This window comes from Paraburkholderia mimosarum LMG 23256 = NBRC 106338 (assembly GCF_000739815.1).
GTDB classification, from domain to species: Bacteria; Pseudomonadota; Gammaproteobacteria; order Burkholderiales; family Burkholderiaceae; genus Paraburkholderia; species Paraburkholderia mimosarum.
In genome coordinates this window covers 96,453-108,868 of the sequence record NZ_BBJJ01000021.1, presented here as the reverse complement: position 1 = coordinate 108,868, position 12,416 = coordinate 96,453, and the positions used below count along the sequence as shown (strand labels likewise).

General features: G+C 62.8%; 10 protein-coding genes and 1 pseudogene. 4 read left to right on the top strand and 7 right to left on the bottom strand.

What is annotated here, in order from left to right; all coding sequences use genetic code 11:
* Positions 1-66 precede the first annotated feature (66 nt).
* Positions 67-216, bottom strand: coding sequence for a hypothetical protein (locus BMI01S_RS41965; protein ID WP_167334422.1), 150 nt, complete (start codon positions 214-216; stop codon positions 67-69).
* A 1,451-nt stretch (positions 217-1,667) separates the two neighbouring features.
* On the opposite strand from BMI01S_RS41965, the gene BMI01S_RS17565 reads away from it, so the two are divergent.
* Positions 1,668-3,194 carry a carbohydrate porin gene (locus tag BMI01S_RS17565; RefSeq protein ID WP_154671272.1) on the top strand — a complete coding sequence of 509 codons (1,527 nt, stop codon included), beginning with the start codon at positions 1,668-1,670 and terminating at the stop codon, positions 3,192-3,194.
* A 143-nt stretch (positions 3,195-3,337) separates the two neighbouring features.
* Here BMI01S_RS17565 and BMI01S_RS40870 read toward each other — a convergent pair whose 3' ends face one another.
* Positions 3,338-3,682: a carboxymuconolactone decarboxylase family protein gene (locus BMI01S_RS40870; protein ID WP_154671271.1), complete on the bottom strand. Its 345-nt coding sequence runs from the start codon at positions 3,680-3,682 to the stop codon at positions 3,338-3,340.
* 313 nt (positions 3,683-3,995) lie between these two features.
* On the opposite strand from BMI01S_RS40870, the gene BMI01S_RS17560 reads away from it, so the two are divergent.
* Both BMI01S_RS17560 and BMI01S_RS17555 read left to right on the top strand, forming a co-directional pair.
* The gene (locus BMI01S_RS17560; protein ID WP_028231238.1) at positions 3,996-5,327 is read left to right on the top strand and encodes a Rieske 2Fe-2S domain-containing protein; all 1,332 of its coding nucleotides are present in this window, start codon (positions 3,996-3,998) and stop codon (positions 5,325-5,327) included.
* A gap of 16 nt (positions 5,328-5,343) precedes the next feature.
* Positions 5,344-6,519 carry a Gfo/Idh/MocA family protein gene (locus tag BMI01S_RS17555; protein WP_028231237.1) on the top strand — a complete coding sequence of 392 codons (1,176 nt, stop codon included), beginning with the start codon at positions 5,344-5,346 and terminating at the stop codon, positions 6,517-6,519.
* Between the two features lie 42 nt (positions 6,520-6,561).
* Here BMI01S_RS17555 and nadC read toward each other — a convergent pair whose 3' ends face one another.
* The 5 genes and pseudogenes from nadC to BMI01S_RS17530 form a co-directional block, all read right to left on the bottom strand.
* Positions 6,562-7,407 carry a carboxylating nicotinate-nucleotide diphosphorylase gene (gene nadC / locus BMI01S_RS17550; protein WP_028231236.1) on the bottom strand — a complete coding sequence of 282 codons (846 nt, stop codon included), beginning with the start codon at positions 7,405-7,407 and terminating at the stop codon, positions 6,562-6,564.
* Positions 7,408-7,547: 140 nt separating this feature from the next.
* On the bottom strand, positions 7,548-8,138 hold the full coding sequence (locus BMI01S_RS17545; protein ID WP_028212397.1) for a MarR family winged helix-turn-helix transcriptional regulator: 591 nt from the start codon (positions 8,136-8,138) through the stop codon (positions 7,548-7,550).
* A gap of 89 nt (positions 8,139-8,227) precedes the next feature.
* A pseudogene (locus tag BMI01S_RS17540) lies at positions 8,228-8,647 on the bottom strand (porin); the annotation flags it as partial.
* Positions 8,648-8,765: 118 nt separating this feature from the next.
* Positions 8,766-9,758 (bottom strand): ABC transporter substrate-binding protein, encoded by a 993-nt coding sequence (locus BMI01S_RS17535; RefSeq protein WP_028212396.1) that lies wholly within the window; start codon positions 9,756-9,758, stop codon positions 8,766-8,768.
* 46 nt (positions 9,759-9,804) lie between these two features.
* Positions 9,805-11,151, bottom strand: a complete 1,347-nt coding sequence (locus BMI01S_RS17530) for an MFS transporter (RefSeq protein WP_028212395.1) — start codon at positions 11,149-11,151, stop codon at positions 9,805-9,807.
* 237 nt (positions 11,152-11,388) lie between these two features.
* Here BMI01S_RS17530 and BMI01S_RS17525 point away from each other — a divergent pair, with 237 nt between their 5' ends.
* On the top strand, positions 11,389-12,357 hold the full coding sequence (locus tag BMI01S_RS17525; protein WP_028231234.1) for a PDR/VanB family oxidoreductase: 969 nt from the start codon (positions 11,389-11,391) through the stop codon (positions 12,355-12,357).
* Positions 12,358-12,416 lie beyond the last annotated feature (59 nt).

Below are 12,416 nucleotides of genomic sequence, written 5' to 3'. Positions count from 1 at the left end.
GTGGCACTGTCTCGCCCTGCTGCCGGCCGGGAGCGATGGGGAGACAGGCGGTCACGCCAGGCCGTGTTAGTGAGCGAGTTTCCAGAGGGCCGCCCGGACCGCGGCGACCACGCGGGCCGATACAGGCGAACGGTCATCGAGCGCGAGCATGTCGTTGTAGTGCGTGCGAGCTTCTTCGACGCGCGGGAGTTGCGCAATGAGGAGTGCGAAGCGCATGGTGATTCCTCCGATAGCTTGAAACGTGGCGCCGTCGACCGGGCCTTCGTTCAGTTCACACGGGCCGAAGTGCTCGGGCGTGCGGGAGGAACGTGTGCGGCCAGGAGGTCAGGCGAAGCGAGCGGCGTTCAGCGAGAACGCACGGCGAGTCATACTGGAACCAGGCTCAGGGTCGGGCATCGTGAACTCCTCCGTCGTTTGCGTCCGATTCTCGTTGAATGGACGTGGGTAACCGCATGCCGCTGCGCGCGACGTTCGGCGCGCGAAAACGGCGTGAGCATGCGGCGCCGCGAGCCAATGGCCCGACGCGCCGAATCGTCTGGACGAATGCGCGTAACAACGCACGCGTCAAAGACGGTGGCCAATCGAAGAGATGCGCGGGAAGAAACTGCGGAAGCTACTGCGGCGCGCACCGTCTGCCTGCTGGCAGGACGGCGGCTAGGGGAGAATCCAGGCGGGCGTCGTGCCGGTCAGGCAGAAAAACCGTTCGAAGGTCGACTACTGCTACTGTCCAAGGCATATGCCCCTTTCGTGAAAACATCCGAATTCTAGTGACGACGCTTGCACAGAGTCAACGATTTCTTTGAAGATTTTTCTTTCGATTCCGTTACTTGCAGTTGGATGCAAATCGTTTTGCTCTCCTCTTCGAATTGCATCTGCCCAGCGGTGACTGCAGAGCTTGCAGTGTGGCAAAGGAGCAACGCGGGAACGCTAGTGCGCCGGGCTTGAATCCGTTCAGCGCGGCATGGGCACTGCAGCTTTTTTCAAACGAATAAGCACTGCCGGCAATTTTTGCTTGTGCGTTCATAAAAGGCGCGCATAGAATCCGCCCTGTCTCAAGAAACAGGAGAGTCCTTCGTGGACGCAAGCCCTGGTAGTCGATCTCGTACGCCGGCGCGTGCCGGCACCCAGACTGCAATCGCGCGTTAGCGACGCCGGACCTTCCTTCCTGCCGCTGACTCCGATTGTCGGGTCAGCGCGCTTCTTCCGGACCGCCCCTGCGGTCCGTCTGTAGCTCGCTCCCTTTTTTGCTTAAGAACACCGACAGCGCTTGACTGCGCTGACGGCGTGTCGCTTATCGAACGTTGCCCGGCCTGGCCGGGCTCGACGGGAGTTGAAACTGCATATCGAACGCTTTCTCCGCGTCTCACGCACTTACCTGCGTGCGACGCCGGCCGTCCCACCGCGCCGCGAACCTGACAGACCCAGCCAGCTCTGGCAGCCCACGAGCGCCCGCCCAGGCCGGGCAGTGCAACGCGACGCTTCAGCCGCGGCTCTCTGGGCGACCTCAACACGCAACGCTGGCGGTACATCATGGCCCGCCTGAGCGGGCTGTCACGAATACGACTCAATAAAACCGTGGCCCCGCGCGACTCGGCACAGGTCCCCCTTTCGCCATCGCTCAATCATCAGTTCATTTCCCAGAAGAAAATAAAATGATCTCCTTTGGCATGCCCACACAAAACGAAAATAGCACTGGCACGCGTGGCCTCCTCGCCCCGCCCTCGCGCGTGAAGCCGCTCAGCGCCATCGCAGCGCTGCTAGTCGCGCTGGCCGCGGGCACAACTGTTCCGGCTTACGGACAATCGGAGTCAGCCGCGCCAGGATCGGCGGAGAAGGCCCCTGACGCAGCCACGAATACCGACGCAAACGCCGCACCGGAAGCGGCTGCCGCCGCGCCGACCGGTTTCTGGGAGCGCTCGAACCTGCTCGGCGACATGGGCGGACTGCGCACACTGCTGGGCGACCACGGTGTCACGTTCAACGCGCAGGAAACGAGCGAGGTGTACGGCAACTTCTCCGGTGGCATCTCGAAGGGCGCTTCGTACAACGGCGCCACACAATTTGGCCTTAGCGTTGATACCGACAAGGCATTCGGCTTGAAAGGCGGCACCTTTTTCGTCGATGCGCTACAGATTCACGGACACGGCATCACGGCTGCACGGCTGAATGCACTGCAAGCCGTGAGCGGCGTCGAGGCCGAAGCGACGACGCGTTTATGGGAACTCTGGTACCAGCAGGCGCTCGGCGACAAGTTCGACGTCAAGATCGGCCAGCAGAGCCTTGATCAGGAATTCATCATCAGCCAGTACGGCAGCACGTTCGCGAACGCGACGTTCGGGTGGCCCGTATTGGCGGCCACCGACCTGCCTGCGGGCGGCCCTGCTTACCCGCTGTCGTCGCTTGGCGTGCGCCTGCGGTTCAAGCCGAGTGATTCGATGACGATTCTCGGCGGCATCTTCGACGGCAACCCCGCGCCGGGCAATGGCGACCCGCAACAGCTCAACGCCAGTGGCACCCAGTTCAACCTGCACAATGGCGTCATGATAATCGGCGAGGTCCAGTACGCGATCAATCAGCCGCCGGCAAGCGGATCCGGGGCGTCACAGCCAGCAGGGCTGCCAGGCACCTACAAGCTGGGCTTCTTGTACAACAACAATTACTTCGCGGATCAGCACCTCGATACAAACGGCATCTCGCTCGCGAGCCCCGCGTCGAACGGCGTGCCGGCGGCGCATCGCGGCAACTTCAGCGTTTATGCCGTTGCAGACCAGATGGTGTGGCGCCCGAGTGCGGACAGCCCGCAATCGGTCGGCGTGTTCACGCGTGTGATGGGCGCGCCGGGCGACCGTAACCTGCTCGACTTCAATATCAACGCGGGCATCGTGCTGAAAGCGCCGTTCAAGGGCCGCGACAGCGACTCGGTCGGGCTCGCCGTGAGCTACGCGAATGTCAGCTCGAGCGCGAGCGCGCTCGATCGTGACATCGCAACGCTCCAGACGCCGGGCCACCCCGTGCGCTCGGCGGAGACGGTGATCGAGGCGACTTACCAGTATCAGGTTGCGCCGTGGTGGCTCTTGCAGGGCGAACTCCAGTACATCGTCCATCCGGGTGGCGGCATCCCCAATCCGAACAACGGCGGTGCACGCATCGGCAACGAGGCCGTGGCCGGACTGCGGACGGTCGTGACGTTCTGATGGTGTGACGCTCTGGGGCATCCCGGCCTGCCAGCATTTTCGCGATCAGCTCGGGATTCGCCTGGCAGAGCCGCGAACTGGCGACGGTAAGCGTGCTCGCCGCTCTGACGGGGGGCGATACGCAGCTGCAAGCGACCTGTTCCTCAAGACCCACCTGTTCGGCGACGTTTTCGAGCGCGACAATCAATCGCCGGTGCAAATTGGAACAACGCCCCTTTCACCGGGGCGCCGGACAGCTTCGTCGGGTTCGCCGTGCCGGCAACGAGCAATGCGTCGCCGGTTGGCACAGGGCGGCTCGGCGCGTAATCTTCGGTGTCCTGAAGACATGCATGATTGCGGGTCTCCACCACCTTCATCAGCACGCCGAGCGCATTGAGGCTGCGTGGAAAGCCTGCGTAACCATAAAGCTGCACCAGGATTTCTCGAACCTCACTGATCGTCAGACCGGTATCCACTCCCTGATTCAACGCAGCAGCGAGAGTGTCCATGTTAGCTGCAGCAGCAAATGCCGCGATGGGTACGATCGCCTGCCACCGGGCGATCAGCGTTTTGCGCAGTATTCGAATGCTTCTGATGCATGGCACTTCGTGTCACACATTACATCCCCTGTTCCACGGTCGCCGCAACGAACAGCAGTGAACCTGCTCTTCTTTGGGGTTGTAGCCCCCTCGTCCGGCATCCCTGTCCGCCGTACAGACTTTCCCGGATACCGCACAACCGGCTCTTGCCAATATAGCTAGATCTCTAATATATTGGCGCAATACCTGCTGATGAAGGCGACCTTTCGCCGGGAGACATGACATGCTGACCCACCAGGAAAATGAATTACTGTGCCGCGTTGAAGGCGATGCCCCGATGGGCCAGTTGATGCGGCGGCACTGGACGCCGGTTTGCCTCATCGAAGAAGTCAGCGAGCCGGACGGCGCGCCGGTCAAAGCCCGCGTATTTGGCGAGGATCTCGTCGTATTCCGCGACTCGGAAGGCAGCGTTGGAGTACTCGACGAGTACTGTCCGCACCGTCGTGCATCGCTCGTCTACGGTCGCAATGAAGACTCCGGCCTGCGCTGCCTCTATCACGGCTGGAAGTTCGACGTCGCGGGCAACGTGCTCGAAATGGTGTCGGAGCCGGCGGCGAGCTGCATGGCCGAAAAGGTCAAGCACAAGGCCTACCCGGTCCAGGAATGGGGCGGCATGGTGTGGGCGTATATGGGCCCGCAGGACGCTGTCCCCGAGTTCGTACCGCCGGCATGGGCGCCGACCGCCGACACGCGCGTGAGCATCGCGAAGGCGCTTCTGCCGTGCAACTGGGCGCAGATTCTCGAAGGCGCGATCGATTCCGCCCACAGCTCGAGCCTGCATTCGTCGGACTTCGTGCCGGCGCGCGTCGGCGGCGCCGAAGCGACTGGGAAGAACTGGTTGCGCCCGTCCACCGACAAGGCGCCGCGCCTGCAGGTCGAGCGCACCGGTTACGGCTTTCGCTACGCCGCGCTGCGCCGGCCGATCTTCAACGCCAACACGCACGACTACGTGCGCTCGACGGTATTCGTTGCACCCGCAACCGTACTGATCCCGCCGAACAATCTGTACAACGTCGCGAACGTCAACGTGCCGATGGACGACACGAACACGGCGTTCTACTTCATCGCCTGGGGCGATCCGGAGACGACGCCAGAAACTGAAACGTGGCGCAAGTTCCTGCGTCAGCAGGTCGGTGTTGACCTCGACCAGTACTATCGTCCGCTGCGCAATCACGACAACCGCTTCTGGCAGGACCGCCAGGCAATGAAGGCTGGCAATTTCACTGGCATTTCGGGCTTCCCGAACCAGGACATCGCGATGTGGGTCACCATGGGCCCGATTGCGAACCGCTCGGACGAGCGCCTCGGCGCGAGCGATCTCGCCATCGTCGAATTCCGTCGCCGCATGATCGATGCGATCGCCGAATTCGAAAGCGATGGAGAAGCAATCGGCACCGGAACAAAGGTGATTTCCCGCGAAGTGTGTTCGTACCAGGCTGTCGTGCCGAAGGAAATCGACTGGCGCACGTATGCCGCGCGTTACGTCAGCAAAAAGAATCCGGAGCCGGCCGACCAGCCATCCGCGCTCGCAACGGACTATCAGGTCGGGCAATAACGGGAGGCACGCGACCATGGAGCAGCGCCGTTTGCGTATCGGGGTCGCAGGACTGGGGCGGGCATTCTCGCTGATGCTGCCTACGTTCCTGCGCGACCCAAGAGTCCAGCTCGTCGCTGCGTGCGATCCGCGTGAGGAAGCGCGGCGGCAGTTCGCCGCTGATTTCGCGGCGCCCGTCTATGCGGACGTGGCGGAGTTGGCGCATGACCCCAATGTCGAGATCGTCTACGTTGCGAGTCCGCACCAGTTCCACGCGCAGCACACTGAAATTGCCGCGGCGAACGGCAGACACGTGCTGGTCGAAAAGCCGATGGCGCTCGCCGCTGCGGACTGCGATCGCATGATCGCTGCATGCCGCGCAGCAAACGTGCATCTGATCGTCGGCCATTGCCACAGTTTCGACACGCCGTACCTGCGTACGCGTGAATTGATCGACGGCGGCGACTTCGGGGCGGTGAAAATGATCCAGGCCGTCAACTACACCGACTACCTGTATCGGCCGCGCAGGCCCGAGGAACTCGCGACGGCCGAAGGCGGCGGCGCCGTTTTCAGCCAGGCGGCGCACCAGGTGGACATCGTGCGAATGCTCGCCGGCTCTCGCGCCTCGCGGCTGCGCGCGAGCGTCGGCCGGTGGGATCCGTCACGCCCGACCGAAGGAGCCTATTCGGCGCTGATCTGGTTCGAGAACGGTGCCTATGCCTCGCTCTCGTACAACGGCTACGGCCACTTCAACACCGACGAGTGGAGCGGCTGGATCGGCGAGATGGGCGATCGCACGAGCCCCGACACCTATGGCAGCGCCCGCCGCCGTCTGGAGACACTCGCTTCGTCGGGCGACGAGGCGAAACTCAAGGCGGCCGGCACGTACGGCGGTTCGGCATACAAACCGCCCACGACCTCCGCGGACGGGCCGCAGCGATTTCATCAACATTTCGGCCCGGTCATCGTCTCCTGTGAACGCGCGGACCTGCGCCCGTTGCCCGACTCGATCGTCGTCTACGGCGACGAGCAGCGCAAGACGCTGCCGCTGCCTGTCCCTTCTGTGCCGCGAGCCGAAGTCATCGACGAGTTATACGGCGCGGTCGTTGAGGGACGGCCGCCCCTTCACAACGGCGAATGGGCAAAGGGCACGCTGGAAATTTGCATTGCGATTCTGAAGTCGAGCGAAACCGGCGCTGATGTAGCGCTTTGATGGTCCGGGGGCGCATCCGTGCGCCCCCTCCCTCTGATCTCGCTACCCGGCGAACGCCGCGAAGCGCAGTGAAAAATCCACCGCCCTGACGTTCTTCGTCAGTTTGCCTAACGAAATGCGGTCCACGCCAGTCTCGGCAATGGTACGCAGCGTCTCCTCGTTCACGCCGCCCGAGACTTCCAGTTCGGCGCGCCCTGCGGTGACACGCACAGCCTCGCGCATGGACTCGATCGAAAAATTGTCGAGCAGAATCGCCGCGGCGCCGCCAGCCAACGCTTCGCTCAACTCGTCGAGCGTCTCCACCTCGACCTGAACCGGCACACCCGCACCCAATGCCTGTGTGGCGCGTAGCGTCGACGCGATGCCGCCGCCAGCCGCGATATGGTTTTCCTTGATCAGGATGCCGTCGTACAGCCCGCGACGATGGTTTTCACCGCCGCCAACACGCACCGCGTACTTTTGCGCGAGGCGCAAGCCGGGTAACGTTTTTCGGGTGTCGAGAATCCGCGCGGATGTGCCTTGGACGATCCGCGCCATCATGCTCGTCTCGGTGGCCACGCCAGAAAGCAACTGGATGAAATTGAGCGCGGTGCGTTCGGCGGTGAGCATGCCGCGCGCCGGACCAGCGATCCGGCAGACGGCCTGCCCTTCGTGCATCCGTTCGCCTTCGCCGACGAACCACTCAATCGTGATGCGCGGGTCGACCTGCTGAAGTGTTTCGTCGAACCACGGCCTGCCGCACAGCAGGGCGGCTTCGCGCACGGTAAGGACGGCCTCGGCTGAAGCGTCGGGGTCGATCAGTAGTGACGTCCAGTCGGCCTCGCCGACATCTTCCGCGAGCGCCTCGCGGACGTTGCGCGTCATCGCCGCGCGGGTCATTCCAATCATTGCAGATCCGTATTCCTTGAGCGAGAAAGCAGCATGCAGTGACATGCTGTCGTGCCGGTCGTGGACGCGGCACGCCCGCCAATATTATTAGATCTATAATAAACGTTCTACCCGGGAATGACCTGAAGCGGCGCTATACCTTATTCCTGATCGAATTCTTCCCCGCGTGCGGCGATCAGGCTGCCCACTTCACGCGTCGACGGAATGCGTAGCGCCGGGTTGTCCGACTCCGATTCGTCGCGCGCCATGTTCTCGATGATCGTCAGCAGGACCTTTCGCGCAACGTTGATCTCGGTGGTTTTCAGGCCCCTGACGCTGATTTCGTTGACTTCTTCCGCGAGCGGGACGAGCTTGTTTTTCAGGCTCCGGCCACGCGGCGTGAGATAGACGTGCGTGTTTTTGCGATTGCCGGGCGCATAGCGCCGCTCCACGTAGCCGAGCTTTTCCATCGCCGACACCGCACTGAACGTGGTGGGCGTGGTGGTGCCGGTCTCGTCGCTGAGTTCCTTCTGCGTAAGCCCGTCGGTGACCCACAGCACACGCAGATACGCCCAGTGGCCGAACGAGACTTCATGCTGTGCCAGGCGCATTTGCAGACCGCGGATCATCGCGCGGCCCGCATCCTTGACCAGGTGAGCAAGACGATCGTCCGGCACTGCCTCGCGCCAGTGCCGCAGGATGGGGTCCTCGCTCGCGACCCCGCCCTTGCCCGAAGTACGTGCTGCTGCCATACCTTCCTCGCCGTTATTGTGATCAGACTGATGACAATCATAGCGCTTCAGCAGGCGCGAGAGGCACTGGCGTCTCGCCCCCGTGCCGCTCAGAACGTGTGGCGAATGCCCACGGTCACGCCCGCCTGGTCCATGCCAGGCGCGATGTCCACGCCCGTGCCGCGAAGGCCGACATCGGAAAACGAGCGATTGGAGACATACGCGCCTTCGGCGTACACGTCGGTGCGCCTGGACAGCGAGTAGTCGACGAGCAATGCCCCCATCGTCGGGCCGCCGTGCGGATTGCGAAACTGCGTGTGATAGACGCTGGCGGAAATGGCCAGCGGCGCATTCACCCGCCACGTCACCCCGCCCCAATAGAGCAACGAACTGGGCGGCACGTCCGTGTTGCGCGTGTTCAGCCAGCGCAGGCCCGCCAGCGTCGTGACCGGACCGAAGTCGTACGACACGCCGAGCAGTGCACGCTGCTGCGCGTTGCTCTGCGTCGCGATCGAGGTGCCCTGCAACTGGCCTTATTCTGGATTACTGATTACATCGGATATATCGTCGGTTTCCGCGCATCCCTTGCGCACCCGGCGCATGCGGGACGGCCGGACGCGCGACGGCACGAACCGCCGCCCCGGAAGGTCAGATCTTGAAGCGTTCCAGGCTGGCCGGGTGGAACAGTTCGGCAGGCTCGAGGCGACGGCTCGACAAGCCCTCGGCATGGTGCTGCGCGAGGAAGCGGTCGATCACGTGCTCGTTGTTCGCGAATCCGTACGACCAGAAGTCGTGCCCCATCAGTCGACGCGCGTTGCGCAACTGGTCCTCGATGAACGGCAGCGTGACCTTGGTCGCCGAGGTATCGCTCAAACGGGCCAACGCCACTTCCTTCGATTGCTCGAATGCCTTGGCGATCGCGCCGGGCAGCCACGGGTGCTGATCCGCGAGCGTCTTGCGAATCCCCAGCGTGTGCATGATCGGGAAGAGCTGCCTGCGCCCGTACCATTCGGCGGCGCTCTCTTGCGGGTCATCGAAGAGGTACTTGACCTTCGGATGCCCGCGGTCGAAGCACGACGGCGCGCGCGGTCCGATCACGCCGTCAATCTCGCCGTCGGCCAGCAGATTCGAGATCGTCCGCCCTTCGGGCGCGTTTTCAAGCACGACGCCTTCGGGCAGCTTCAGCGCGATCTTCTCCACGCGTGTCGGGTCCTCGTAGCCGCCCCGCACCCAGCGAATGTCCGACGCCTTCACGCCATACTCTTCTTCCAGGAACAGCCGGACCCACACATTGGCCGTGAGCTGGTATTCCGGCACGCCGATCCGCTTACCCTTCAGATCCTCGGGACGATCGATCCCACGGTCGGAGCGCACATAGATCGAGCTGTGCCGGAACGCGCGCGAAGGGAACACCGGCACGGCAATGTAGGGCGACGTGCCCGCGGCCGTCTTCACCGAATAGCTGCTGAGCGAAAGCTCGCAAATGTCGTAGTCCGCGTGACGGAACGCGCGAAAGAAGATCTCCTCGGGGTCCTGCAGCATGAACACGGGGTCCACGCCGTCGATCTGGACCTCGCCGTCGATCAGCGGCCGCATCCGGTCGTAGTTACCAACGGCGATGGAAAGTGGAAGCTTGCTCATTCCTGCTCCTGTCTGACTGTCAAAATGCTGTCCGTCGCGCGCATCGTCACGCGCCGGTTTGCTGCGCCTGCCGCTCGCGCGGCACGCCGAAGAAGACGGCAACGCCGCCGATGAAAACGAGCACCGCGACCAGCAGGATGCCGGCCGAGAAGCTGCCGGTCACGCTCTTCACCCAGCCGAGGACGATGGGTGCGAAGAACGCGCCCACCTGACCGAGACTGCTGATCACGCCGATACCGCCCGCGGCCGCCTCGCCCTTGAGGTAGTTCGGCGGAATGGTCCAGATAATGGCCGCGGCCGCGAAATAGCTCAGCGCCACGAGACTCAGGCACGCGATGGCGGCAACCGGGTTGTGCGTCAGCACCGTGAGAAGTACCGCGCCCGAGGCGCCGGCTGTCGTCGAGAGCACGAAGTGCCAGCGGCGCTCGAGCCGCAGGTCGGAACTGCGCGCAATCAGCAGCATGGCAACGGCGCCGACGATATAAGGCAGCGCCGACATGAAGCCGATCTGCAGCAGATTGGAAACGCCCGCCTGTTTGATGATCGTGGGCGTCCAGTAGTTGAGGAGCGTTCCGCAAATGGGCACCGTGGCCCAGCCTGCGGCAATCACGTACACGCGCGGGTCGCGCAGCGCGGCAAGGAGCGTGCTCGGCGAGCTATGCGGCTTGCTGCGGCCTTCCTCGTCCAGCGCGCCAATGACAAGCCGCTTTTGTTCATCGGTCAGCCAGCGCGCGTCTTGCGGCCGGTCGATCAGGTAGAAGTAAGCCACGCCCCCCGCAATCACGGCGGGCAAGCCTTCAAGGAAGAACAGCCATTGCCAGTTGCGAAAGCCCCATACGCCCATGAAGTTTTGCAGGATGAACCCGGAAAGCGGGCCGCCGACGATGCCCGCAACCGCAATCGCCAGCAGGAACCGCGACGTGATGCGAGCGCGACGCTTCGACGGATACCAGTACGAGAGATAGAGGATGATGCCGGGCCAAAAGCCCGCTTCGGCCGCGCCGAGGAGCGTCCGGGCGAGATAGAACTGCCACGGCGCAGTCATGAACGCCATGGCCGTGGAAATGGCCCCCCATAGCAACATGATCCGCGTGACGGTCTTGCGGGCGCCAATGCGGCGCAGCAACAGCGTACTCGGCACTTCGAGCAGGATGTAGCCGATAAAGAACAGACTCACGCCGAGCCCGTACGCCGCGTCGCTCAGCCCGAGATCGTGCTTGAGTTGCAACTGCGCGAAGCTGACGTTGACGCGGTCGAGATAGTTGAGGACCCAGCACAGGAATAGAAAACTCATCAACCTGAGCGTGATCTTGCGGTAAGTCGCCTCCTCCGCCGCCGAATCGGCTACGGCAGACAGGGATATGTCCCCGGAGTGCAGCGTTGAATGTGCCATAACTGAATGTCTCCGAATTTCATTATGGATACCGGGTGGAACGGGGTCCATCTCGCGGCATAATTAGACGTCTAATATTCAGGTTACGGTGGCTTCATGCCGCTGGCAAGCGCGGGTTTATACCGAGAGCGACATCACAAATAATTGCTTTCCTTGACTTGCATCATTAGATATCTAGTAATAACATGCGTCCATGTTGATGCAACAAAAGACAGGATCGGTCGCAAGGAGACAGATATGGCAGCCTCCCAGAAAGACGGTTTTCTTCATCTGAGGATTGCGGAAAAGGAGAAAATCGCTCGAGACATCTGGCGCTTTGAATTGACCGACCCGCAAGGCGCACCGTTGCCGCAGTTCGAGGCGGGCGCGAACCTCACCGTCGTGGTGCCCAACGGCTCGCGGCGAAGTTATTCGCTGTGCAATGACTCGCAGGAGCGCGATCGCTACGTCATCGCGGTGAAGCGTGACGGCAACGGACGCGGCGGCTCGATGAGTTTCGTCGACGACACGGCCGAGGGCGACGCCGTGGACGTCTCTTTGCCCCGCAACGAATTTTCCCTCGATGAGCGCGCGAAATCGTTCATCCTCGTCGCGGGCGGTATCGGCATCACGCCGATGCTGTCGATGGCGCGGCAGTTGCGAGCGGAAGGCCTGCGTTCGTTCAAGCTGTACTACCTCGCTCGCGATCCGGAAGGCACGGCGTTCTTCGATGAACTGACCAGCGACGAATGGCGTGCGGACGTGAAGATGCATCACGATCGCGGTGACGCGTCGAAGGCCTTCGACTTCTGGCCCGTATTCGAGAGGCCAAAGTCGGGGCAACACGTGTACTGCTGCGGCCCGCAGGCGCTCATGGACACCGTGCGGGACATGACCGGCCACTGGCCTTCAGGCACGGTACACTTCGAGAGCTTCGGTGCAGGCAATGCGAATGCACGTGAGAGCACGCCGTTCACGGTGCGGCTTTCACGCAGTGGCGCGTCGTTCGACGTTCCAGCCAATCGCTCGATCCTCGAGGTGCTGCGCGACGCGAACGTGCGCGTGCCCAGTTCCTGCGAGAGCGGCACCTGCGGTTCGTGCAAAACCGCGTTGTGCTCGGGGGAGGCGGATCATCGGGATCTCGTGCTGCGCGACGACGAAAAAGCAACGCAGATCATGGTCTGCGTGTCGCGTGCGAAATCCGCGGAGCTGGTTCTCGATCTTTGAGTTGCGCGGGACACGAACACCTACGGTTTTGCTCAACGGGGCAGCACACCGAAACAGCA

Coding starts and splice junctions, on each gene's coding strand:
- BMI01S_RS41965 (WP_167334422.1), bottom strand. CDS start 216: ATGCGCTTCGCACTCCTCATTGCGCAACTCCCGCGCGTCGAAGAAGCT.
- BMI01S_RS17565 (WP_154671272.1), top strand. CDS start 1,668: ATGCCCACACAAAACGAAAATAGCACTGGCACGCGTGGCCTCCTCGCC.
- BMI01S_RS40870 (WP_154671271.1), bottom strand. CDS start 3,682: ATGGACACTCTCGCTGCTGCGTTGAATCAGGGAGTGGATACCGGTCTG.
- BMI01S_RS17560 (WP_028231238.1), top strand. CDS start 3,996: ATGCTGACCCACCAGGAAAATGAATTACTGTGCCGCGTTGAAGGCGAT.
- BMI01S_RS17555 (WP_028231237.1), top strand. CDS start 5,344: ATGGAGCAGCGCCGTTTGCGTATCGGGGTCGCAGGACTGGGGCGGGCA.
- nadC (WP_028231236.1), bottom strand. CDS start 7,407: ATGATTGGAATGACCCGCGCGGCGATGACGCGCAACGTCCGCGAGGCG.
- BMI01S_RS17545 (WP_028212397.1), bottom strand. CDS start 8,138: ATGGCAGCAGCACGTACTTCGGGCAAGGGCGGGGTCGCGAGCGAGGAC.
- BMI01S_RS17535 (WP_028212396.1), bottom strand. CDS start 9,758: ATGAGCAAGCTTCCACTTTCCATCGCCGTTGGTAACTACGACCGGATG.
- BMI01S_RS17530 (WP_028212395.1), bottom strand. CDS start 11,151: ATGGCACATTCAACGCTGCACTCCGGGGACATATCCCTGTCTGCCGTA.
- BMI01S_RS17525 (WP_028231234.1), top strand. CDS start 11,389: ATGGCAGCCTCCCAGAAAGACGGTTTTCTTCATCTGAGGATTGCGGAA.